21 protein-coding genes are annotated in these 19,427 nt (G+C 55.2%); 2 read left to right on the top strand and 19 right to left on the bottom strand.

Annotated features, from left to right (window positions below; all coding sequences use genetic code 11):
• Positions 1 to 38 precede the first annotated feature (38 nt).
• The 9 genes from Q7U71_04880 to Q7U71_04840 all read right to left on the bottom strand — a co-directional run bounded on the left by Q7U71_04880 (position 39) and on the right by Q7U71_04840 (position 8,113).
• The gene (locus tag Q7U71_04880; GenBank protein MDO9391093.1) at positions 39 to 419 is read right to left on the bottom strand and encodes a PilZ domain-containing protein; all 381 of its coding nucleotides are present in this window, start codon (positions 417 to 419) and stop codon (positions 39 to 41) included.
• Positions 416 to 928, bottom strand: coding sequence for a methylated-DNA--[protein]-cysteine S-methyltransferase (locus Q7U71_04875; GenBank protein MDO9391092.1), 513 nt, complete (start codon positions 926 to 928; stop codon positions 416 to 418). Before Q7U71_04875 ends, Q7U71_04880 begins: the two co-directional genes overlap by 4 nt.
• Before the next feature lie 143 nt (positions 929 to 1,071).
• Positions 1,072 to 1,935, bottom strand: a complete 864-nt coding sequence (locus Q7U71_04870) for a permease-like cell division protein FtsX (protein ID MDO9391091.1) — start codon at positions 1,933 to 1,935, stop codon at positions 1,072 to 1,074.
• Positions 1,936 to 2,090: 155 nt separating this feature from the next.
• On the bottom strand, positions 2,091 to 2,819 hold the full coding sequence (locus Q7U71_04865) for an MBL fold metallo-hydrolase (GenBank protein ID MDO9391090.1): 729 nt from the start codon (positions 2,817 to 2,819) through the stop codon (positions 2,091 to 2,093).
• A gap of 637 nt (positions 2,820 to 3,456) precedes the next feature.
• Positions 3,457 to 5,433: a sulfatase-like hydrolase/transferase gene (locus tag Q7U71_04860; GenBank protein ID MDO9391089.1), complete on the bottom strand. Its 1,977-nt coding sequence runs from the start codon at positions 5,431 to 5,433 to the stop codon at positions 3,457 to 3,459.
• Positions 5,434 to 5,695: 262 nt separating this feature from the next.
• Complete coding sequence (locus Q7U71_04855; GenBank protein ID MDO9391088.1) at positions 5,696 to 6,217, bottom strand: gamma carbonic anhydrase family protein; 522 nt, start codon at positions 6,215 to 6,217, stop codon at positions 5,696 to 5,698.
• A gap of 19 nt (positions 6,218 to 6,236) precedes the next feature.
• On the bottom strand, positions 6,237 to 6,866 hold the full coding sequence (locus Q7U71_04850; protein MDO9391087.1) for a hypothetical protein: 630 nt from the start codon (positions 6,864 to 6,866) through the stop codon (positions 6,237 to 6,239).
• Between the two features lie 64 nt (positions 6,867 to 6,930).
• Positions 6,931 to 7,518, bottom strand: coding sequence for an HDIG domain-containing protein (locus Q7U71_04845; protein ID MDO9391086.1), 588 nt, complete (start codon positions 7,516 to 7,518; stop codon positions 6,931 to 6,933).
• A 64-nt stretch (positions 7,519 to 7,582) separates the two neighbouring features.
• Positions 7,583 to 8,113 carry a hypothetical protein gene (locus Q7U71_04840; GenBank protein ID MDO9391085.1) on the bottom strand — a complete coding sequence of 177 codons (531 nt, stop codon included), beginning with the start codon at positions 8,111 to 8,113 and terminating at the stop codon, positions 7,583 to 7,585.
• A 73-nt stretch (positions 8,114 to 8,186) separates the two neighbouring features.
• Between Q7U71_04840 and mtgA the strand changes: the two genes are divergently transcribed.
• Complete coding sequence (mtgA, locus tag Q7U71_04835; GenBank protein MDO9391084.1) at positions 8,187 to 8,933, top strand: monofunctional biosynthetic peptidoglycan transglycosylase; 747 nt, start codon at positions 8,187 to 8,189, stop codon at positions 8,931 to 8,933.
• Between the two features lie 3 nt (positions 8,934 to 8,936).
• Here the strand turns inward: mtgA and Q7U71_04830 are convergent, their stop codons facing one another.
• The 9 genes from Q7U71_04830 to Q7U71_04790 form a co-directional block, all read right to left on the bottom strand.
• Positions 8,937 to 10,172, bottom strand: coding sequence for a tetratricopeptide repeat protein (locus Q7U71_04830; protein ID MDO9391083.1), 1,236 nt, complete (start codon positions 10,170 to 10,172; stop codon positions 8,937 to 8,939).
• A 62-nt stretch (positions 10,173 to 10,234) separates the two neighbouring features.
• On the bottom strand, positions 10,235 to 10,579 hold the full coding sequence (locus tag Q7U71_04825) for an Mth938-like domain-containing protein (GenBank protein ID MDO9391082.1): 345 nt from the start codon (positions 10,577 to 10,579) through the stop codon (positions 10,235 to 10,237).
• A 2-nt stretch (positions 10,580 to 10,581) separates the two neighbouring features.
• Positions 10,582 to 11,571 carry a hypothetical protein gene (locus Q7U71_04820; protein MDO9391081.1) on the bottom strand — a complete coding sequence of 330 codons (990 nt, stop codon included), beginning with the start codon at positions 11,569 to 11,571 and terminating at the stop codon, positions 10,582 to 10,584.
• A complete protein-coding gene (locus Q7U71_04815; protein MDO9391080.1) occupies positions 11,568 to 13,232 on the bottom strand; it encodes a tetratricopeptide repeat protein in 1,665 nt (554 codons plus the stop codon). The genes Q7U71_04820 and Q7U71_04815 overlap by 4 nt, the downstream gene beginning before the upstream one ends.
• A gap of 14 nt (positions 13,233 to 13,246) precedes the next feature.
• Entirely contained in the window at positions 13,247 to 13,807 is a 561-nt protein-coding gene (locus tag Q7U71_04810; GenBank protein ID MDO9391079.1) for a pyruvate kinase alpha/beta domain-containing protein, read from the bottom strand.
• Positions 13,804 to 14,814 (bottom strand): Gfo/Idh/MocA family oxidoreductase, encoded by a 1,011-nt coding sequence (locus Q7U71_04805; GenBank protein MDO9391078.1) that lies wholly within the window; start codon positions 14,812 to 14,814, stop codon positions 13,804 to 13,806. Before Q7U71_04805 ends, Q7U71_04810 begins: the two co-directional genes overlap by 4 nt.
• Before the next feature lie 10 nt (positions 14,815 to 14,824).
• Entirely contained in the window at positions 14,825 to 15,271 is a 447-nt protein-coding gene (locus tag Q7U71_04800; GenBank protein ID MDO9391077.1) for a hypothetical protein, read from the bottom strand.
• Between the two features lie 3 nt (positions 15,272 to 15,274).
• Positions 15,275 to 16,087 carry a TRAP transporter TatT component family protein gene (locus Q7U71_04795; protein ID MDO9391076.1) on the bottom strand — a complete coding sequence of 271 codons (813 nt, stop codon included), beginning with the start codon at positions 16,085 to 16,087 and terminating at the stop codon, positions 15,275 to 15,277.
• Between the two features lie 161 nt (positions 16,088 to 16,248).
• Positions 16,249 to 16,809 carry a nitroreductase family protein gene (locus Q7U71_04790; protein MDO9391075.1) on the bottom strand — a complete coding sequence of 187 codons (561 nt, stop codon included), beginning with the start codon at positions 16,807 to 16,809 and terminating at the stop codon, positions 16,249 to 16,251.
• A 200-nt stretch (positions 16,810 to 17,009) separates the two neighbouring features.
• Here Q7U71_04790 and Q7U71_04785 point away from each other — a divergent pair, with 200 nt between their 5' ends.
• Positions 17,010 to 18,605, top strand: a complete 1,596-nt coding sequence (locus Q7U71_04785; GenBank protein MDO9391074.1) for an L-lactate permease — start codon at positions 17,010 to 17,012, stop codon at positions 18,603 to 18,605.
• Between the two features lie 83 nt (positions 18,606 to 18,688).
• On the opposite strand, the gene Q7U71_04780 is transcribed toward Q7U71_04785, so the two are convergent.
• The coding region (locus Q7U71_04780) for a hypothetical protein (protein MDO9391073.1) at positions 18,689 to 19,427 on the bottom strand (739 nt) is incomplete at its 5' end.

Here is a 19,427-nt window from a genome sequence, read left to right as displayed (position 1 = left end):
ATTATACAATATCTCTTGTAATATTGTAAAGCAATTTTTTACAGCGGCTTTTTGGCCTTGGCCTTCCGGTCAATGAAGTTTTCCAAGACCTTCAGGTCCTCGGAATAGACCTGCAGGAACTCCACCCCCACGTTGTATCCGGCTTTGGACTTCTGACAGCGGGCCACCCGGGCTATGGCCGCCATCTCCACCGGCTTGCCGGCCCGGATGAAATTGATCCGCATCTGCAGCACCTCATTGGCCGGCAATTTCCTGGCCGATGAGAACAGCACTCCGCCGGTGCTCAAATTCTTGGCCCGGGCCGGTTTCAGACCTTTGACATCCAAAACCCCTTCCTTGAGGGCCTTGAAATGGACCTTGATCTCCAACGGCAGGCGCAGGAACCTCCGCCTTTCTGAACTGCTTTGGGTCGCGATCATAACTTTATTCCCTCAATGCTTAACAGTTTTTTCTTCAGGCCGATGCCCCCGGTAAACCCTCCCAGCTTGCCCGAGGAAGAGATCACCCGGTGGCAGGGAATGATGACGGGCAGGGGATTGGCCCCCACCGCCTGGCCCACCGCCCGGGAGGCCTTGGGCCGCTTGACCTCCCTGGCCAAAGACCCGTAGGTGGTCAACTGGCCAGGGAGCAGTTCGGATAACTTTTCCCAGACGGCCCTTTGGAATTCAGTGCCGGACCGGATGTCGGCGGTAAAGACAAACTTGACCGGACTGCCCTTGAAATATGCATCCAGTTGTTTGATCAGCGCTTTGAACTGCCGGTCCGATCTTTCCGGGTTGACCCCGGCAAAATGCCGTTGCATCATCCGGTCAAAAGACTTTTTGGTAAAGCACAGCGCCACCAGGCCTTTTGAACTGCCCAGCAGATGCAGCGGCCCCAACGGCGACTGGTAAACAGCGTAATAATATTTCAGGATGGATTTCTTCATTTTGCAGTCCAAACATTCATTTTTTAATCATATTAGTAAGATGAACTCCCAGACTGTTACTTGAAACTCATCCCCTGTCCCCTTCTCTTTGAAAGAGAAGGGGAAATAGGCTTGCGCTGAGTAGCGCCGAAGTGGGTTGAGTTCTAAATCCTTTTCAGGAATATCCGGGCCGCGCCCCAGCTGCCCAAAGCCCCCAGCACCAGCCCGAAACCGAACAGCAGGGCCGATTCCCTTAAGGTGAAGAACCTCAGCATCCCGAATTGGGAGGACACCAGCCGCCACCCGGCATAAAGCATTATCAGCCCGATCAGGCTGCCCAGCGCCCCCTGCAAAAAGCCCTCCAGCACAAAGGGCCGGCGGATGAAGCCGTCGGTGGCCCCCACCAGCCGCATGATCTCGATGGCCGGGCGCCGGGCGTACAGGGTAAGCCGGATGGTGTTGAAGACGACTATCAGCACCGCGGCGCTGACTATGATCAGCAATGAAAAATCGATTGCTACCAGCAGGCTGCCGATGCGGTAGAGTTTGACCAGCCAGGATTTGCCGTATTCCACCTCTTCCACCCCCGGCAGTTTGGCGATATCCTCGGAGATCCGGGCGATGGCCTGGGGGTTCTGGCGGTCGGGATCAAGCGACACTTTGAACGACCGGGGCAGGGGGTTGTTCTCCAGCACCTCCAGAAAGTCGCTGGCCGCGCCCATCTCCTGCCGGAACTCATTCAGGGCGTCCTGCTTGGAGATGTAATTGACCTGGCCGATCCCCTCCATCCCTTCTATCAAACGCTTGGCGGCGTTGATCTCCCGCATCTCCGCGTTATCGCCGATGAAGGCCTGGATCTGGAACTTGCCCTTCATGCTGCTGACGGCGCTCATGAAATTGAGGGTCACCAGCAAAAAGGTGCCCAGCAGGAAAAGGGCCGCGGTGATGCTGGAGACGGAGAGCAGGCTTAGCAGCTTGGCCCGCTGCATGCCGGATATGGCTTCCCGCCAATAGTAACGGATATTCAAAGTAATATACCTTTAGTTGACTGATTCGGATTTTACCTCTTTTCGCCCCTTAAAGCAATACCAAATATCGAAGCCTCGTTCCGGTCTTACATAGAAAATAGTATGATATAAATTATCTGCGTAAATCTGCATAATCTGCGGATCGTATTCCCCGTTCACTTCATCGGCCGGATGCGGAGCTCGGACTGCTTTTCATCCTTCAGCAATTCCGGCAGGCCCGTGAGGTCGGTTTCCCCATAGTGGTAGGGATAGACGATCTTGGGCTTGAAGTCCTTCACCGCCTGGGCCAGCTGCTCCGGGGTCATGGTGTAGGGTTGGTTCATGGGAAGGAATGCGATGTCGATGTCCTTTAGCTGTGACATCTCCGGGGTGTTCTCGGTGTCCCCGGCCAGGTAGATGTTTCTGCCGCCGATATTCAGCACGTACCCGTTGTCCCGGCCCTGGGGATGGAACTTGTCCCGGCCGGCGGTGGTGTTGTAGGCTGGTATCGCTTTGATCTTGATGCCCCGGATGATGGCGCTGTCGCCCTGCTCCAGCGCCTGCCCGGACTTGAGAAGATTGCGGGCGGCATGGTTCAACACCACCGCCGTGCCCTTTTTGGTGATGGCCGCTATGGCCTGGGCGTCAAAATGGTCGTGGTGCTCATGGGTCACCAGGATCAGGTCGGCCTGGGGCATTTTCTTATAATCGGCATATTCGTTCACCGGATCCACGTGGATGATGAGGTTCTTGTACTTCATCATCATTGTAGCGTGGCCGATGAAGTAGATGGTCAAAGGGCCGTCGTTGGTCTCGATGGTGTCGCTGGGAAATTGGGCCAGGGGATCTGCTGCTATTGTTCCCGCCAAAACAAGAAGAAGATAGGATGCGATCGCGGTTTTCATGAAAGCCTCCTTTAATTTTTATGTTCATGTATCATTACACGGTTGGGATTCTCATCGTCTTGGGGCCAATACAAAGGGTTATCAATTATATACCGCCTGATTATATTGTATGATTTATCATTGCGGATGACGTGTTCGTAAAACCGGCTTTGCCAAACGGCTGGTTCGTTTTTTGCCCGAACAACATTGATTTGTCTGGTTACCGCAGATTTATAGGATCGAACAATCGTTGACAATGACCCTGTCTGTGGTTTTCCAAACGATAGGCCTGATGGTAGGGACACGGCATGCCGTGTCCCTGAAGGTGGTTCGATAATTATAATAGTGCCATGAATGTGATTTGGCATTATGATATATTCGCCCAGGAGAACATTTGTAAAATGTTGTGGTATTTCTCGCCAGGATTGATCCGCAATCTCTCCATATCCGTTCAATTCCATCCGGCTGTTAACTATTTTACCAAAAAGACAAGATCTACCTTGGGTGCAGATGGTTATGAAATATGCGCCTTCTTGGGAATAATCGTATTCCGGCAGTCGGATGGATTTTCTTTGGTATTTGAGGCTGTTAATAGGCATAATGTTGTATTTGGCGATACCTCGTAGTAGGGACACGGCATGCCGTGTCCCTACTACAGTTACCGGACGTCTCCTTCCCGGCAGATCCTATCCCTGGCAATGGCATACGAGGCCTGCTGGATATAGGCCCGCAGATACTCAAACATTTTCCCGGTTTCTTCCGGCTTCGCTGTTTGCAGATCGTTCTTAAAACCGCTGTCGTTCCGGTGATCATATAAACCGTTGATCTTCTCCAGGTCGCTGACCAAAACCAGCCGGTCATCGAAAACGGCGAACTCCGCCCCGTGGCGCACCACCGCGTAATGCTCCTTTTTGCCGGAGACCAGCGAACTGCCCATGGAGGCGTGGGTGGCGGAGAGGCTGAGCAGGTCCAGAACCGTGGGCAGAATGTCCACCTGCGAACCGATGCCGTCCACCCGGGCCGGCGCCAGGCCTTTAGGCCGGTAGATCAACAGCGGCACCTGGAAGATGGAGGCAAAGTCGTTGCGCATGGAATGGTAGGGATGGTCGCCGGTTATTATGAATACTGTGTTTTCATACCAATGTTCTTTCCGGGCTTGTTCAAAAAACCTTTTAAGACTGTAGTCGGAATAGCGCAAAGCCCGCCGGAACTTGTCGTCATCCTTGTATCCTGCAATCAGGGCCTCGCGGTAACTTGGTATCTTGAGGGGATCGTGCGGCGACAGGGAGAATATCACCGAGGCGAATGGTTTATTGAAACTGTTCATCCGCGACAGGGCGTCCAAAAAGAACTCCTCGTCGTAAACCCCCCAGGTGCCGTCCTGCAGGGAATCGGCCAGGCCGGGGTAATCCTCCTTGCCGTAGTATTTCAGGAACCCGGCGGTGCGGGCGTAGGCGTCAAAGCCCATGGAACCAACCTTGGCCCCGTGGTGGAACGATGTGGTGTAGCCCCGTTTTAAAAGGATATGCCCCAGCCCCATCACCCGGTTCATCTCGGCCTGCGAGTTGATGAAGGAATGATTATTGTAAAAGGCGGGTATCGAGGTCAGGATGGCCGGCACCGCCTCCAGTGAACGCTGAGAGTTGGCCATGAAGTTGGTGAACAGCAGACCTTGGACGGCCAGGCTGTCGAAGAAGGGCGTGGCGCTTGGCCTGCCCGGGTCCGGGCCCACCTGCCCGGCCGACCAGCTTTCCATGATGAAGATCACCAGGTTCAGTTTCTGCTCGGGACAGGGGAATTGCTTTTGTCTTAAGAAGGGATATTCCCGGTCCGCCATTGTTTCATTGGGATCGCGGAGCATCTTTTCAATCAGATTTTGAGCCTGCTCCCGGGGCATGAACTGGAATTCCGCCAGCTTGGGCTGGCTTAAACTGCGCAGCACGGTAAAGGTGGAGTTAAGGGCCAGGTACCCCGCCGACCGGCTCTCGCTGAAGAAGGCGTGGTTCTGCCGGATGGGCTTGGACTGCAGGCCGCCCCGGATCCCCAGCACCGCCAGCCCGGCGATCAGTACCAGGCTTAGGGATTCGGTGAACAAGTTGAATTTATAGGCGGTCTTTTTATCCAGCCGGGAAAAGAACTTCAGGCTGGAAAATATGAACACGCTCGTCAGCACGGCCAAAAGAAGGAACAGCGGCCAGTAGCCCCGGACCAGGCTGGGGACCATGTCCATTGTTTCGCGGGGCATGGCAAACAGCTCGAACATCAGGCGGCGCTGGGTGAAGGCGTAATAGCCGTAATCGGTCAGATTCACAATGAAGCCCGGTATGTTAACCAGCCAGAAAAGCGCCAGCATTGTTTTGGAATACCATTGATACCTCCCGGGAAAGCCCGGCAGGTTGTACAACAGCAGAATGACCCCGTTCAGCATCAGCAGGGCCGAGACGTCGAAGCGCAGGCCGTAGACAAAGGCCCACAGCACCTGCCCGGCCGGCACGCCGGCAAAATACTGGCGGTTGGCGATCAGGAAGCCCAGCCGGAGGAGTTCATAGCAGACCAGGAGATATGCCAGCCCCAGAATAGTTATCCGTAAGGGTTTTGGGACCAGCCCAAGGATATGTGTTTTTAGGTTTTTCATCAAAATGCAAACGAATTTATGTAAATCCTGATTTTCCTGTTTCCCTTTATAGCGATAGCCTAAAGACTATCGCTACAATCCATCAAGGCTTGTGCTGAGCGGTGCCGAAGTGCCTCTGCCGAGGCCTACCATAGCAGCCTGATTTATCAGGGTTGATGATTAGTAGCGATACCATTCATGGTATTGCATAGAGAAAAGATGAATATGTAAAGGCCACGTATTAGGGGAATCATGTAAATCCTGTCTTCCCCGGTAAACCCCGTTATTTCTTGTACTCTTCCGCCAGCTCCACATAATGCCGGGCGCTGGCCCGGATCTTCTCCACCGCCTCTTCCGGCAGCTGCCGCTTGACCTCGGCCGGCATGCCCATCACCATGGAGCGGGGCGGGATCTGCTGGCCCTCCTTGACCAGGGCCCCGGCCGCCACAACGGACCCGGCCCCGATCCTGGCCCCGGACAGCACGGTGGCCCCCATGCCTATCAGGCAGTCGTCCTCTATCTTGCAGCCGTGCAGGATGGCTCCGTGCCCGACGGTGACCCGGTCCCCGATGATGGTGGCGCAGTCCCCCAGCCCCCGGTCGTTAAGGTCCACGTGGATCACCGTGTTCTCCTGAATGTTGGTCTCTTTGCCGATGCGGATGTGGTTGATGTCCGCCCGGATGGCCACCCCGTACCAGATGCTGGCTTTTTCCCCGATCTCCACATCGCCGATGATGACCGCGGTCTCGGCCACGAAGGCGGCGGGGCTGATCTTGGGTGATTTGTCTTTGTAGGATTTAAGCACTTCTTAATTCCCCTATTATTTATGATTTTCTTTTTCTATTTCTTAATATTGTTGATTCCAAAACAAGACCAATATTTAAATATGGTTCATTTTTCTCAAGATAGCTCCCATTGAAGGGTACGCGGTAATTAGCATATATTTTTATTTTTTTAAACCCAATTTTTACACCATATAGAATTTCCGTATACATTACAGAACTGTTTTTGTAAAACAAATAATAATCTGTATTCAGCCCACCACCCACCCATAAATGCTTCTTTGATACAGGTAAATATACTTTTGCATTACCCAATACTAAAGGGGCTAATGACCCAATGCATATTGGTATAAATAAAATTTTACCCTCGCCTTCGGCCATAAACCACAAAGAAGCAAAAGCACATTCTGTAAATAATGCATTAGATGAGATCCTTGTCCTATGATCAGTAGTAGTTATGGTTGACACGCTTAAGAGTTCAGTTTCAAAATATGATTTGTCATAATTTAAACACAGCTTATAGTTGCTTTGTTTGTTTGCGGAATAATTTATTTCAGCATTCAAGTAACCCCATATCGTTTCGTCATCTTCATCATAAGAAAATCCCTGGGCCTTCGAGAGCCCATATAAAACAAAAACAATAAACAGCAATGTCATTACTATTTTTTTCATTCCGGTACAGATCTCCTTAATATATATTCTACTGATTTAAGATATTTGAGCATGACGGATTATTTCAAAGCCCCAGATCCCCTGAGATCCCCTGCATGGCCTTCAAACACTTCCCCACAAAATCCTCCAAACTCAGCCCCAGCCGGTCGCAGGTCTGGATCTGCTCCCGGTTGGCCCCGGCCGCAAAGCGCTTTTCCTTGTAGCGCTTCATGATGAACGGTACGTCCACATTGGCCAGCTTCTTGCTGGGGTGCATCAGGGCCGCGGCGACTATGAGGCCGGTCAGGGAGTCCGCCGCGTACAGGGCAAAGTCCATCTTGCTCTCGGGCTCCGTTTGCCCGGGGCCTGCCCTGAGACCGCCATCCGCGCCTTTGCTTCCGAACGGGTGGGCCTGAATGGCATGGATGACCTCGTCCGAGATGCCCTTGCCCTCCAGCATCTGGGCGGTCACCTTGCCGTGGTTGGGGAAATCGTTCACCGTCTGGTCGTAGTCCAGGTCGTGCAGCAGCCCGGCCAGGCCCCACTGGTCTGCGTCCTCGTTGAAATGGGTGGCCAGCTCCCGCATGCAGGCCTCGGCCGCCAGCATGTGCTTCTGCAAATTTTTGTTGGGAATGGTCTGTTCCATTAGCGCTTTTGCCTCGTTCCGTTCCATGAGATCTCCTATAGTTGTTTTAAATCAAAGGTACTGGTTTCGATGCCAAAGAGCCCGGTGCGGCTTATTGTGCAAGCCTCCTGGCAAAACCATCGATGGCTCCCTTGAGGTCGATGTCGCCCACCGGATACTCAAATGTCTTTTGCATGAAGGGTTTCAGCTTCTGGTGGGCCTCGGCGAAGCCCTGCGACGATTCCCGCGCCTCCCACCGCCACTTGTCGGCAATATCGACCTTCTTGTCAAAGTCCTTGATGGCGGAGGCCTGCTCCTCGCAGTCCAAAAACACCGTGCCGAAGGTGAAGCCCATGTTCTTGGCCTCCTTCAGCAGGTCGATGAAGTCGGCATTGAACCGACGCAGCTTTTTGGACGATGGCGGATAGATCAGGATCGCCTGCTTGCGCAGAGTTTCTATGTTTTCCGAGAATCTGGCGAAATCCTCGGGCAGGCAGTTGCTGAAGTCGTTGGCCAGCTCGGCGTACTGAACCACCAGCGGCCTTATGGCGCGGAGATACTCCTGCTCGGGCCGGCTGGAACCGCAGCCGCTGAGGGAAACAGCCGCCAGGCAGCAGGCCAGGGAAATGAGGAAGTACCGCATCTTTACTCTCCCGGTTATAAGTTATGTTTGGATATGGCTTGACTTCTTGAACCCGATAAAGGATAATTCCCCCATGCGCAGACTGACGAACAAAATAAAACGCCTGATGGTCTGGGGCCTGGTCCTGCTGGCGGCCTATGTCCTGGCCTCGGTGGCATGGGACATGCTGCATCTGCCGCAGATAGACGAGCTAAGGACAAATAATCCAAAGACCACTGCCCTGATGCAACAGCGGAGAAAAGAGGCCCGGGCCCGGGGACAGTCTTTTTCGCCCAACCAGGAGTTCGTGCCCTACGGGCAGATCTCGCCCTATCTGAAAAACGCTGTTCTGGTGGCCGAGGATGCCGGCTTTTTCTCCCATCAGGGGATAGACTACGCCGAGGTCAGGGAGGCCATCAAGGCCGACTGGAAGAAGAAGCGCTGGGCCAGGGGGGCTTCCACCATCACCATGCAGCTGGCCAAGAACCTGTATCTCTCCACCTCCAAAAGCCTGACCCGGAAGCTGTCCGAGGCGGTGCTGGCCCGGCGGATGGATGACCAATTGAGCAAGGCCAGGATCTTTGAACTGTACCTTAATTACATCGAATGGGGCCCGGGATTGTTTGGCTGCCAGGCGGCCTCGCGCTTTTACTTCGGCTGTGAGGTTTCGCAGCTGACCCCGGAGCAGGCCGTCCGGATGGCCTCTATCATCATCAATCCCCGGAGATACGGGCCCTTTGCCGACAGCAAGAGGATGTCCACCAGACGGAAATGGATCGCCCGGAAGATGCTGGAATACGGGCATTTGACCCAGGCGGAACACGCTGCCTTGGGTTTTTAAGGTTCACTGGCTGAGTTTCCCCAGCTCCTCCTCCAACTCATCGGCCCTCTCCCGGAATTCGGCCTTGGGAATGCTTTCATAGGCCTTCCGATACAGCTCCCTCCCCCTGACCCCGTGGTCAGGGTTTTTTGTTATCCTGAACAACTCATAATGAATGGCGGCCTGTTCGCTTTCACCGGGTGTCTTCGACAACAATTCCCGTAGGGCTTGGGCAGAGGAATCGGGATCGGGACGGGTGGCCGCATCCAACAATGCAGCGGAAAAGACATGATCAGGGCTCCCCAGCTCACCGGCCAACTGCCGGCCCTCTTCCAGCAAAGACCTGCAGGACGCTTTATCATTCTGCCTTCGCCGCAACTCGGCGAACGACAGCAGCGATTCGCAAAGCTGCCCCCGCGCGGATATCTCGCGGCTGATCTCTATCGACTGCCGGTAAAACGCTGCCGCCTTCTCCCATTCCCCCTGATCCCGGTAGATGTCGGCCGTGTTGCCCAGGGAAAGGCACAGGATGGGCTTGTTCCCCAGCTTCCGGGCGATATCGGTCTGGACGGCATAGTCTTTAAGGGCGTTTTGCCTGTCACCCATCAGGGCAAAGGTCACACCCCTGTTGCCTTCGGGATTGCTCAATCCGCTGATGTCGCCCAGCTCGCGGAATATCATCGAAGAAGCCTGAAAATCGCTGATGGCCTGCTGGTATTTGCCCAGCAGGTTGTAGATTATCCCCCGGTTGTTTAGCACCCGGGCCAGCCCCACTCTGTCCCCGGTCTGGTAGCAGAGGGCCTCCTGCTGCCGGTAACAGTCCAAGGCCCCGTCTATCATTCCCAGACACCAATATATCACCCCCTGATCGCCCAGGGCATCGCCGATGGATTCTTTGTCCTCCAGCCTTTGGGATATCTCAAGCCTTTGCTGATTATACTCCAGCGCTTTTTGGTACTGGCCCTGCATGCGGTATACCCATCCCAGATTTCCCAGCACCATGGCCAGCCCTTTAAGGTTTCCGGCTGTTTCATTCAGGCTTTGGGCCGCCATCAGGGAATCCCTGGCTTCGTCATACCGGCCGCGGTTGCCAAACAATACTCCCAGCCGGGACCGGCTCTCGGCTTCAAGCTGCGGCCGGGCGGCCTTAGCAGCGGCCAAAAAGTTCTCCCGGTATAATTCCTCGGCCTGGTCCCACTTTCCGGTCAGGTCCAGCAATTCAGCCTTGCGGTGCTTGAGATGGTAGGGATAGAATGCCACTGGCGGCTTTGGTATGACTATCCATACAAATTGCTTCCTATGTCTGACGGCCGGATTCATTGTCAGCAGGTCAAATGAAAACAGGCGATGATCTTCCCATTTTTATCGGCTGAACGGTTGTATTCTTCCACGGCTTTTTCAGTGGGCATTACCAAAAGCCGGATGCTGTTTTCCCGGCAATGCTCCTCCACTTTTTCGTCCACCTTCATCAGCCCCGGCAGGCCCTGGCCCACTAACAGGATCTCAGGCTTCAGGGCCAAGATCCCGGCCAGGTCTTCCATCTGCAGCAGATGGCCTTCCTTACGCCACCACTTGCCGTCGACATGGTCGGGATAGATGATCAGGTCGGACTTAAACTCCCGGCCGCCGATCTTGATCAGCCCGAAGGAATAGCTTTCGATCTTCATGCTTAAAACCACTTGAGCTTGTCTTTTTCGTAACGGTAAAACCTTCCCAGCAGGTGCATGCTGCAGGCCCAGCAGTATAGTCCCGTGAATACGGTCACTACCGGACCGATCAAAGGCATTTCCCACAAAAGCAGGGCCGGCAGGGAGGGCAGCAGCAACGCCCAGAACAGGAGGCAGAGTTTCAGGTAATCCCGGCCGCTTTTGGCCATGGAATCCAGCACCTGCGAGGGCAGCAGCGAGGGCCAAAGTTTTTGGGACATCACCATCATCAAAAAAGACATGGGAAAGTACAGCAAGCCCAGCAGTAGGGTGAAAGCCGTCAGGGAAACGGAAGGGCTTATTTTTTTCTGGGCGGTGGCCGTGATCGTCATGATCAGGGGCATAAAGGACCACAAACCCACTGCCAAAGCCTTGAGGGCCGGTCCTATCAGGTTGGCGAAAACATCCCCAAACCCCGGCCAGTCGGGGAAGCCGGTTTTTCCCAGGGCCGTCCGCCAGGTGATTGAAGCATATAAACCCGGCAAAACCAGCAGCATGGCCATTCCCAGAAGCCCGCCGGCAATGCGGGACATAACTGTCATGGCCAGGGGAGCCTGCCAAAGCACCGCCGAGAACAAATATTCAAACATCTTTCCCACGGCAAAAAATACGGCAAGCAGGCCCAGCATGAAAATACCCTGGCGGCTGGCCGGATAAAGCAAAGTGCTTTTCATGTCCCGCCAGAAAGGGATCTCCTTTTTATGGGCCTCCTGCCATTCGTTAAACCCTGCGGGGCCAAGCTCGGCAGAGATGACCGACAGCACCACCGGGTTTTCCGGTTCCAACTCACCGGCGGTCAGCAGATCATTCCTGGCTTCCTTGGGCAGGCCTGCCTCCCTGGCGGCCCTGGACAGGTCCAGTAGGTCCTGAACCTGGGGCTTTTTGTCTTTCAGCGAGTCCTGGAGCCGGTTGAACTCATCCAGTTTGGCCGGACTGATGTCCTCCTGGTTCATCGGGCCTCCTTATTAGTGTAGGGAGCAAGCATTTTCATTATCCGGGGGTCCGGCTTTATCCCGGCCTTGACGGCCAGGCCATAGAATCCTGCAGCTTCGACATACTTATCCTGGAGGTAGCAGACCAGGGCCAGGCGGTCCCAGATCTCGGGATCGTTTGAATTCAGGGCCAAGGCAGCCCGGTACTGGGTTTCGGCCCCGGGCCAGTCGCCCAGCTTGGTATAGACCAAGCCCAGGTTCTTGCGCAGGCCGGGGTCATCCGGGAGGTTTCCAACGGCGCTGAGGAAGGCTTTTTCCGCGCCGGCCCATTTGCCCTGTTCCATCAGGACCAGGCCCAGGTCGTTCTCTATCAGCGGGTCGCCGGGCCTCAAAGCCAGGGACTTTTGGAATTCCCTCTCGGCCAGGTCCGAATGGCCTTGGGCGTAGTAGCGCTGGCCCAGCACCGTATGGGCAAAATACGAATGGGGTGAATGTTCAATGGCGTTTTCCCAAAAAGAGATATCGTTGCGGTACACAGCGGAGTGCTTTGTGGTTGTTGCAGAGAACAACAACAGTACCGCAACCGCCGGGAGCAGTGACCATTTTTTTTCGGACAGTTTTTGAACCGGAACCAGTTCCATCGCCATCACCATAAAACCCATCAAGGGCAGGTAAAGGCGCTGCTCCAGCAGATAGGCAAAGTTAAGGGTCCTCAGCGCCGTCGGCAGCAGAAAGACCAGGAACCAGGCGGCCCCGAGCAGGAAATATCTCTTCCTTCTGATGCCTCCCCATAGTGCCAGAATGAACAGGATTGCCAGCACCGCAAGGCCCCAGTACGGCCTGGTGTCGGCCGGTATGGGCATCACCGACAGGTTGAAGGGAAAGACTATCTTTCCCAGATAACTGAATAACCCGATTATATTCTCGTATGGCGTGTTGAACTGGGGAGAAACATCTTTTGCCACCTGCCACCTCATGCCTAAAAAACATGCCAGGACCACGGCCCAGACCGCGGCCGCCGGCCAAAGATCTTTGAATCTCCTTTTGCGGTCGGATGGTAAAACAAACACCAGACCGCAGATCACCGGGACGATCACCGCCGTTTCCTTGGTGAACAAGGCCCCGGCAAAAAACAACCCGTGCAGCCACAACCAGCCGGGTTTTTCAAGATATTTCAAAAAGGCCGTCACCGAACCCAGCACCATGATGGCCAGCACCGTTTCGTAACGGCCGGGGATGAAGGCCACGGCATGGGTCAGCACCGGATGACAGGCAAAAAGAAGGACGACGAACAATGAAGTCTTCCGGGGATATCCCAAAAGCAGCAGAAACTTGAAAAACAGCCCGGAAGCCAAAAGGTGAAAAAAGATGTTGGTCAAATGATAGCCCATCGGATCCTTCCCGGTCCACAGGGCATCGGCCATGAAGGTCAGCGTCACCAGCGGCCGGTAATAGACGCCTGGAGACTGCCAGTTCATGTCGGTCTTGAAGGCGGTGAATATGTTATGCCAGGAGGAGATGTTCCCGAAGTTCTGCAGTATCAGGTGGTCGTCGTCAAAAAAGGCAAACCCAAAGAAGATCGCCCTGAAATAGACCGCCAGGCCCAGCAGGGCGATGCAAAGGTATGGACGCCAGCCCTCGGTCAGCCGGTCAAAGACCAAAGAAGGCTCTTTGATGCTCATGGCCTTCAACACCGTCACGACAGGCGCGGTTTGCAGATTATCTCGTGGACCTTCAGGTCAAAGAAATCCTGGGCGTTGACCGGGGTCAGCACCACCGCGGTGTCGGCCCCGCTGCCGGTGCCCCCGATGCAGACGGCCTCCTCCTTGACCGAAACCAGCCCGGCGTCGGCCGCCATCATGGCGATCTCCAGGCAGACCTTGAACCCCTGTCCCATGGTCCGCAGGGTGTAGGCGATGATCTCGTCCAGCTGGTAGGTCTTCAGTTTGAAGCGCACCGCCCGGTTCACACCGCCCAAAGCGTGCTGGCAGGTAAGGACCTTGACCCCCAGTTTTTCCAGCCCGGCCTTGTTCTCTTCGGACAGCTCCTGAATGTCCTTGGCCGAGAAGCCGGTGGAATGCGTCACCGCCACTATGTTGAAGTCTTTGAGCAGTCTGGCGGCATCCAGGGCCGTGGCCCCGGAAGTGGTGGCCACGATGATGGTCCTGATCCCCAGCTCCCTGGCCCTTTGTCCGGCCAGTTCCAAAGTCTTTGCGGTGTTGGCTGGTCCCGGCTTTTCAAAATAAACCTGGCTCATAATTTTCCCCTCAGCCTTTGGTTTCTTTTTTCGATCTCCCCCATGATCTCCTCGGCCACCTGCAGCGCCCTCAGACCGTCCCGGCCGCTTACCAATGGGATCGTGTCATTGATGATGCAATCGGCAAAAGATCCCAGTTCGGCCTTCAGCTGCTCGACCTTGTCGATCTGCGGTTCGATGAGTTCCATTACTTGTGAAAGATCGGACACTCCGCGGGGATCGCCCTTCAGCTTGTGGAACTTGACCCCGTGATTTAAAAAGTCCACGGTGATGTAAGAATCCTTCTGGAAGAACCGCATCTTGCGCTCCTTTTTGCCGGAGATGCGCGAGGCGGTAAGGTTGGCCACGCACCCGTTCTTGAACTCCAGCCGGGCGTTGGCGATGTCCTCCCGGTCGCTGACCAGGCTGCAGCCGATGGCCGAGACCCGCTCCAGCTCGGAATTGACCAAGCTTAGGACGATGTCGATGTCGTGGATCATCAGGTCCAGCACCACCGGTACGTCGGTGTTGCGCCCGCCGAAGGGAGAGATCCGCAGGCATTCGATGAATCTGGGGTCATGGATATGAGCGGCCGCGGCCAGCAGCGCCGGATTGAACCGCTCGATATGGCCCACCTGCAGCTTCAGCAATTTTTGTTCCGCCAGAGCTGTCAGTTCCCGGGCCTGGGCCACGGTGGCGGTGATTGGCTTTTCCACCAGCACGTGTTTTCCGGCCGCCAAAGCATCCATGGCCGCCTGATGATGGCCGGTTGTAGGGACTACGATGCTGACAGCATCCACCTGTTTCAACAGTTCCCGTTGATCGGTGAAGAACGGCACCTTGTGCCTCCCGCCTACCTCCCTGGCCCGGGCTTCATTGATGTCGGCCACTCCGGCCAGTTCGGCATTGGGAAGTTCGGTGCAGACCCGGGCGTGGTGCTGGCCCAGATTCCCGGTACCTATGACTCCGATCCTTAATTTGGACAAATTTTGTTCCTTCCCGTCAGTATAGTTGGTCCTGCTTACGATCCCTGCAGATTTAGGTCTGATTCAGGTCCTTAAGCTGGTATTGAGGCCTTTCCCATTGGCTCAGATAATGCGTGAAGGCTGCGGCCAGGGTCTGGTCTTCTGACTCCACCGTCAGGTTCTTGATCTTCTTCTCAAAGTGTTTGCATATCAGTCCTGCCGGGAGGGTGACGACCCCGAAAACGAACAACTTACCCATCATTGAAATGAACGGCATTCCCTTTGATACCAGCAGCAGGTAAATGAGCAGCATGGCCCCGCACATGGCCAGGTAATAGATGGCCAGCTTCATGCTCAAGTTGATGGTTTCCTTGGCCATCATCAGGTTCTGCCTGGTTCTGATCACCCCCTTGATATCATTGACCAAGGTCCTGGTCCTGAATATCATTATCCCGTTCATTATGAAGGCGGCAATAATGCCAAGCCACAGTATCATTCCGGCCATTGTTTCATTTTCCATGGCTTATTCCTCGAACCCCGCTGCTTTCAGTTTCCTGGCTTTTTCCTGCTCCACCTTCTGCTCGATGGCGATTTCCGGGATTGAGCCGGGATCGCCGGCCAGCACCTCGTCCAACGCCCGGTCGTACCCGGCCCGGTCCTTCACCTCCGGGTAATAGTTCTCGGCCATCAGCACCTTGGTGGCCAGGTAGGCCGGCGCCAGCGCTATGGCCTCTTCATAGTATTGCTTAGACTTCTTCATGTCGCCGCCCGCTATGCCCGGGGCTATCGCGTAGAAGGCCCCCAGCCAGCGGGCCGGTCCGCCGTAATAGTAGGCCTTGTCTATGGAATACAGGTAGATGATCATCTTGCGGGCCTGCTTGGCGGGACCCAGCTGCTTGAGGATGTTGCGCATCTTCCCCCACTTGCCGTAGCAGGTGGCTGTCCAGAAGATGCCGCCGGCGAATTCTTTGGGCACGCCGTTGATGGCGTCGCCCATGCCCTTCTTTTCGGCCTGATAACGCTGTTTGAACCCCGGGTCATAGCACAGCGCCTTGATCCCCCACTCGTAGCCGGTGTAGTAGTCCTTGGATCTCTGCTCCCCTTGCTCGAAGGCATCGGCCAGGAAATAGTAGGCATAGGACAGCCGTTCGGCCAGGGCGTAGCTGGGCTCCTTCTGGTATCCTTTTTCGTAGATGGCAATGGCCTCTTTCAGCGCCGCCGCATCGCCGCGCTGGTCCCACTTTTCCCGGGCCTGATCGAAGACATTTTGTTGGGCCAGGGCTCCGGCGCCGAAGAGAACCGTCACCAACAAACCTGTAATAAGATATTTTTTCACAGCCTTCTCCTTGTGCTTTGGATTTCAGGTTAGTGATTATGGATCAACAGCTCACGCAATTATCCTGATATAATAATATCTTAATAATAACCCTTTGTAAAGCAAAAAATTAGGGTCTCCGCACTGCTGCGGAGACCCTAAGGGTTCAACCGGCTCCATGTCTATTTTTCATATTTGTCAATAAAGGCGAACTCGTTCAATGCCAGCCGGGGCGGCCGGTTGGCCTCGCCCTTTGCTTGGTCCGGGCTCAGTTTGGGGCTTATTTTTTCATCATGCTTCCCCACGTTGATCAGGGTAATGACCGTCATATCTTCCGGTATCCCCAGAGCCTCCCGGGCTTTAGCCGGATCGAACCCGGCTATGGGATGGGCCACCAACCCCAGTTCCGTGGCCCGCAGGATCAGGGACATCACCCCCATCCCGGTGTCGAACAAATTATACTCCCGGCCGTCCTTCATGGCGCAGTCCAATTCCTTTTTGCTGAACACGGCAATGATCATTGAAGCCTCCTGCGCCCACTCGTTTCCCTTGGAAAGGGCCGGGCGCAGTTGTGACAAAGCTTCCTTGTCGTAAGCAAAGACGAAACGCCAGGGCTGTTTGTTGAAGCAGGACGGGGCCAGCGAAGCGGCTGTGGCCAGGTCTTCCACCAGTTCTTTTGTTATCTGGACCGGGGCCAGCGAGCGGTAGGCCCGCCGGGACAGGATCGCGGTTTTGACGTCCATGGTTTTATCCTTTTTGAATGGTGGGGCTGTTGTTGACCCGGATACCAATATACCCCCAATCTGTCATTATTTCAAGCCCGGATGATGCTTTTTTGTTGACAGCACCAGGCAGTTGCTATAAAATTAGTATTCAAAATATTTGAGGTAGGTAATCGTAAAGAAATCCTGTTAATCCTGTCAAAAAAATTTAGGAGAGAAACATGTCCATCTGGCAACTGCTGCTGACCCTGCTTCCCATCGCCGTCATATTAGTGATGCTGATAGCCTTCAAGCGCCCGGCCGACCAAAGCGGCCTGGCCGGCTGGCTGGCCATCTCCCTGGCAGCCTTCTTTTTTTTCAACACCTCGTGGGAGGTCATCCTGCGCTCCACCGGGGCCGGGATAGTACGCTCCTTTTCGGTCTCGCTGATAGTGGCCGCCTCGCTGCTGCAAATGGCGGTGATGGAGAAGACCGGGGCGTTGAAAAGGGTGATCATCTTCATCAAGACCCTGGCCGGGGGGAACCAGGCGGTGCAGATCATGCTGATCAACATCGGCTTCGGCACCCTGATGGTGGCGGTGGGGGCCACCCCGGTCTCCATCCTGCCCCCGATCCTGCTGGCCATGGGCTATTCCTCCTACGTGGCCATCGCCCTGCCCTCTATCGGATACGACTCCCTCTGCACCTACGCCCTGCTGGGCGCGCCGATAGTGGTGTTCGTGGACATCGCCAACAGCTTTCTGGGAAAAGGAAATGAGATCGGGCTTAAGCAGGCCGGACAAGTGTTCTTCATGTTCCTGCCGGTAGTCTCCACCATGATCGGGTTCTGCATGCTGTGGATCGTGGGCAAATGGCAGGCGGTGCGCCGGGGCTGGCTGCCCTGTCTGCTGACCGGAGGAGTGATCGGAATTGTCGCCTATTTCACCAACCGCTTCGAGAACCTGGTGGTGCTGACCGGCGTGCTGTGCGGCCTGGCGGTGATCGCGGCCATGGCCCTGTATCTTAAGGCCTCCGGGAAAAAGATCATCGACCGCAGCCGGCTGAACCCACAGGAGCTGGAATTCGAAATGACATATCCCCTGTGGAAGGCCTTCCTGCCCTGGCTGATACTGATCGTGCTGATCCTGGCGCTTAACCTTCCCAAGGACAGTTTCAACTTCCTTTACCGTACGCTTAAACTTCCCATCAACGGCCTGACCGCCGACGGCAAGCCCCTGGACACCCGGGCCCTGTGGCAGGCCTACACCTGGATACTGGTCAGCACCGCCCTGGCCCTGCCCTTCCTCAGACCAACCAAATCCCAAATGAGGGAATCATTGAAAATATGGCTGAAAAGGGCCCCCCGGCCGGTTTTCGCCGCTGCCATCTTCTTCGCCATCGGCGAGATCATGAACATGTCGGGATATGATATGAGCATCGGACAGTTCGCCGTGCCCAGCATGATAAAAGTGCTGGCCGACTACTCCACCCAGGTCTTCCGGGGAGGCTATGGCGCTGTGGTGTCCTTCATCGGCTTGTTCGGCGGCTTTTTGACCGGCAGCGAGGCCTCGGCCATCGCCATGTTCGCCAAGTACACCATGACCACCGCCCAGAACCTGGGCCTGTCCTTGAAAGGACTGATCATCGTCACCGCCGGGCTGGCCTTCGGCGGCGGGCTGGCCAGCGTGGTCTCGCCGGCCAAGCTCCAGAACGCGGCGGCCTCAATAGACAAAATCGGCGAGGAGACCAAGGTCTTCAAGGTGGCCTTCGTGTTCTCTCTGATACTGACCGCGGTCACTTCTTTGTTTGTGGTTCTGCTTTTGAAAATATACGGATAGAACCGATACCCTATCAGTATTTATTCCTCCCTAAATGTCAAAAGCCCTCCTGTTTTCAGGAGGGCTTTTGACATTTTCCGTTTCTATTTTATGGTCTTAATGACCTCTTTAAACCACCGCCTGGCCCGGGCATCCTTGCGGCGCAGGTCGGCCGGATCCTTTGTGTAGAATAATGTTTGAAGTTTTACCGCCTCCCGGGGAGGTAATTCATAATGAAGATAACGCCCCCGGAAATCATAATGAAAGGGTCCGTGCTTCATCCTCAATGCTTCCACCAGCATGTTCAGGGTCATGAAATAGTTGTACTGGGCCTCGATGTAATTCTTGCGGTTAAGTTCCTTGGCCACGTAATTAGAGAACAGCTCAAACATGCTGCTCAACCTGGCCTTTCGCTCTTTCATACCGGCCAGGAACTTTTTCCGGTCCAGCCGGGGCGGCATGCAGACCCCGGCCTTGTCAAAATGGACCAGGGCTTTCCCGTGGATCTCGGTCTCCAGCAGCTTGTCCTTGCTGCTTTGGGGCATCACCCCCACGTCCACCAGCAGGAATTCATCGGCCAAGGCCAGCTTGTAAAAGGTGTGGATCATGTCCGGCCAGTTGGGATGGCTGGTGGACAGCCGGGCTTTGATGGGGGAGAGGTTCTTCAGGATCGCTTCCACCTCTGCGGCGGCCTGGGCGGCCTGTCCGTCTTTGGCGGCCACCATCAGGTCGATGTCCGACCAGCGGTCCATCCGGTCAAAGGCGGCGGCCCCGCCCTCCCACATGGCCAGGATGTGTTTTTTCGGCTCCAGGGCCTGCCGGAGCGACTGCAGGATCACAGCC

The sequence above is a fragment of the bacterium genome (genome assembly GCA_030655055.1).
In the GTDB taxonomy this organism is placed as follows: domain Bacteria; phylum Edwardsbacteria; class AC1; order AC1; family EtOH8; genus UBA5202.
Note: the sequence above shows the minus strand (reverse complement) of the source record. Positions and strands in the feature narration are given on the sequence as shown.

Bases quoted from the DNA above. Each gene is read 5' to 3' on its own strand.
- Q7U71_04880 (MDO9391093.1), bottom strand. From the start codon at position 419: ATGATCGCGACCCAAAGCAGTTCAGAAAGGCGGAGGTTCCTGCGCCTG.
- Q7U71_04875 (MDO9391092.1), bottom strand. From the start codon at position 928: ATGAAGAAATCCATCCTGAAATATTATTACGCTGTTTACCAGTCGCCG.
- Q7U71_04865 (MDO9391090.1), bottom strand. From the start codon at position 2,819: ATGAAAACCGCGATCGCATCCTATCTTCTTCTTGTTTTGGCGGGAACA.
- Q7U71_04860 (MDO9391089.1), bottom strand. From the start codon at position 5,433: ATGAAAAACCTAAAAACACATATCCTTGGGCTGGTCCCAAAACCCTTA.
- Q7U71_04850 (MDO9391087.1), bottom strand. From the start codon at position 6,866: ATGAAAAAAATAGTAATGACATTGCTGTTTATTGTTTTTGTTTTATAT.
- Q7U71_04845 (MDO9391086.1), bottom strand. From the start codon at position 7,518: ATGGAACGGAACGAGGCAAAAGCGCTAATGGAACAGACCATTCCCAAC.
- Q7U71_04840 (MDO9391085.1), bottom strand. From the start codon at position 8,113: ATGCGGTACTTCCTCATTTCCCTGGCCTGCTGCCTGGCGGCTGTTTCC.
- mtgA (MDO9391084.1), top strand. From the start codon at position 8,187: ATGCGCAGACTGACGAACAAAATAAAACGCCTGATGGTCTGGGGCCTG.
- Q7U71_04825 (MDO9391082.1), bottom strand. From the start codon at position 10,579: ATGAAGATCGAAAGCTATTCCTTCGGGCTGATCAAGATCGGCGGCCGG.
- Q7U71_04820 (MDO9391081.1), bottom strand. From the start codon at position 11,571: ATGAACCAGGAGGACATCAGTCCGGCCAAACTGGATGAGTTCAACCGG.
- Q7U71_04815 (MDO9391080.1), bottom strand. From the start codon at position 13,232: ATGAGCATCAAAGAGCCTTCTTTGGTCTTTGACCGGCTGACCGAGGGC.
- Q7U71_04810 (MDO9391079.1), bottom strand. From the start codon at position 13,807: ATGAGCCAGGTTTATTTTGAAAAGCCGGGACCAGCCAACACCGCAAAG.
- Q7U71_04800 (MDO9391077.1), bottom strand. From the start codon at position 15,271: ATGGAAAATGAAACAATGGCCGGAATGATACTGTGGCTTGGCATTATT.
- Q7U71_04790 (MDO9391075.1), bottom strand. From the start codon at position 16,809: ATGGACGTCAAAACCGCGATCCTGTCCCGGCGGGCCTACCGCTCGCTG.
- Q7U71_04785 (MDO9391074.1), top strand. From the start codon at position 17,010: ATGTCCATCTGGCAACTGCTGCTGACCCTGCTTCCCATCGCCGTCATA.